This window comes from Kaistella haifensis DSM 19056 (assembly GCF_000735695.2).
GTDB classification, from domain to species: domain Bacteria; phylum Bacteroidota; class Bacteroidia; order Flavobacteriales; family Weeksellaceae; genus Kaistella; species Kaistella haifensis.
Genome location: NZ_JASZ02000073.1, coordinates 1 through 2,083, shown reverse-complemented (window position 1 = coordinate 2,083; position 2,083 = coordinate 1). Strand labels below are relative to the sequence as shown.

Sequence of the window (2,083 nt, the reverse complement as noted above, 5' to 3'; positions counted from 1 at the left end):
GATGTATTGCCAAAGGAAAAGCCCATAAACAGTATGAATTTGGCAATAAAGTAGGTTTGATCACCACTGCCAATAAAGGAAAGAAAATCATTCTCGGGATTAAAGCATTTTTGCAAACTCCATACGATGGTCACACCATAGAACCACTTTTGGAACAGATGGAAACCGGTGGTCAAAAGCTCCCAAAAGAACTCCTTTACGATAGAGGTGGCAGAGGAAAATCAGAAATAAAGGGCGTGAAAATCTCCATCCCAAGCACTCCAAGAAAAAAAGACACTGCTTATCAAAAGCAGACAAAGCGCAAAAAATTTAGAACCAGAGCGGCAATAGAACCTATCATCGGACATTTAAAAACCGATTTTAGGCTGGCAAAAAATTACTTCATGGGAGAAACGGGACCACAAATCAATGCATTACTAGCTGCAACCGCTTGGAACATGAAGAAAATGATGGAACTACTGAAACAGAAAATTATTTTCTTATTTTATAAGATACAAATTATGCTGTTTTCTAATCCTGTTTTTAAATATAAATTAAATAGTGGGTTTTGTTAAGGAACGACTATATAGCCGGCATTCACTTTTCGGATTCTAAAAAACCGTTTTTCTCTGCCGTCTATACACTTCCATCACCACGCACAGCAGTATGCCGCCAGTGCAAGTATTCCTGTCGTCATACCGCTGTCTTTTCCCTTTCTGCCCATTTCCGACAAATTTTCTTCTTATTCACATAGTATTGTAAAAAAATAAAAGCCCAACTTATATTGTTGGACTTCAAAATTAATTCTATCGAATTTATTTTTTCGGTGAACACGAAGGTTTGCTACCGCTACTTGTGGTTCTTGGAGGGTTGTTCCCTCTGTTTCCGCCTGATGGATTGCCAGTTTTACTCGGCCAGTTTGGATTGGATCCAGATGTTTTTGCCATCACTCATAGTTTTTAATTGTTATCGCTTACTACTTTTAATGTCGTTGTTCAGCAAGTTTTGACATTTTAATTTATGCTAAATCTATACCAAAAATTAACAAAATTTTAACAATAGTTAATAAAATGTTAAATTAATTCTAACTATTTGATTTTCAATACTATTATTTCTTGAGGTAATTCGGGCACAAGAAAAAATAAAAAAAAAGAAAGTAAAGGTCTGTTGTCAGGAAAATGCGCTGACAATATCAAGCCGTAAACGGTTTTTTGCAAAAACTATTTCCGTGAAAAACGATACGGCAATACTTTTTGCAAAAAAATATTGCATCGCATTTTCCTTCCACACGGGTAGAGCACTTTCTTTTTTTCTTTTTTTTCTTTTGAAAAATTTTCAGCGGAGCAAAATTTTTTAAACCAAAATTATGCTTACAAACAAAGTACGCACGTACGCCGTGCACCGCGAAACGCCTGAACAGGCAATCTACATTCTGAACAGAGGACGCAACGCAGGAAAACCCCTTCGCCAACCTTGCCCAAACTGCTTTATTCTCTATTGCAGTAGTCCCGAAGAAATGGAAACCGCTTACTGGACCTTTTACGCCCTCTGGAAAAACGGCTTTTTTCATCCACATCTTTGCGGATCGGTCATTGAAATGCTTCGCCTTTGCGACCTGAAAACGCTGATGCGGAACTTCATCCAACCTGCCTTTGAAAAGTCCTGCAGAAGTCCAGAAATGATCCTGAAAATCAAAACAACCTATGAATTGGAGCAGAAAATTGAACAGCAGGCTGCAGCACTCAAAGAATTGCGCCATAGTTTAGTCCGCCGTTATTATTTAACAATATAAAAAAAGAAGATCCGCTAGTTGTAGTCATGGTCGGAAGAAATTCCGGCCATTTTTTATGACTAAGTTTTGAATACCTTTCCGGGGTCTCCGCCTGCAAAAATGATAAGTATTTCGGTAATCATATCGCGAAGTTCCATGGCAATGCGCCTTTTTGCGGTTTTGTAGCCTAAAGCGTTGGCTTTTTTGTAAATCAGCAAAAGCATTGAGGCAATCATCGTCATGTATACCATCACTTCGATGCCGTTTTTGTTGAGCGAGACCAAATGGCTCAGATTGAGTTCCTGCTTTAGGAATCTGAAGAAAACTTCAATA

2 protein-coding genes and 2 pseudogenes are annotated in these 2,083 nt (G+C 38.2%); 2 read left to right on the top strand and 2 right to left on the bottom strand.

The window, feature by feature from the left end; all coding sequences use genetic code 11:
• A pseudogene (locus tag AP75_RS14435) lies at positions 1-554 on the top strand (IS5/IS1182 family transposase); the annotation flags it as partial.
• A gap of 240 nt (positions 555-794) precedes the next feature.
• Here the strand turns inward: AP75_RS14435 and AP75_RS14800 are convergent.
• Positions 795-926 carry a hypothetical protein gene (locus AP75_RS14800; protein WP_262488073.1) on the bottom strand — a complete coding sequence of 44 codons (132 nt, stop codon included), beginning with the start codon at positions 924-926 and terminating at the stop codon, positions 795-797.
• Between the two features lie 419 nt (positions 927-1,345).
• On the opposite strand from AP75_RS14800, the gene AP75_RS14155 reads away from it, so the two are divergent.
• Complete coding sequence (locus AP75_RS14155; RefSeq protein WP_143755938.1) at positions 1,346-1,771, top strand: DUF6943 family protein; 426 nt, start codon at positions 1,346-1,348, stop codon at positions 1,769-1,771.
• A gap of 59 nt (positions 1,772-1,830) precedes the next feature.
• On the opposite strand, the pseudogene AP75_RS13825 reads toward AP75_RS14155, so the two are convergent.
• Positions 1,831-2,083: pseudogene (locus AP75_RS13825) on the bottom strand (IS4 family transposase); the annotation flags it as partial.

Excerpts from the sequence above, each read along its gene's own strand:
- AP75_RS14800 (WP_262488073.1), bottom strand. The coding sequence starts at position 926 with ATGGCAAAAACATCTGGATCCAATCCAAACTGGCCGAGTAAAACTGGC.
- AP75_RS14155 (WP_143755938.1), top strand. The coding sequence starts at position 1,346 with ATGCTTACAAACAAAGTACGCACGTACGCCGTGCACCGCGAAACGCCT.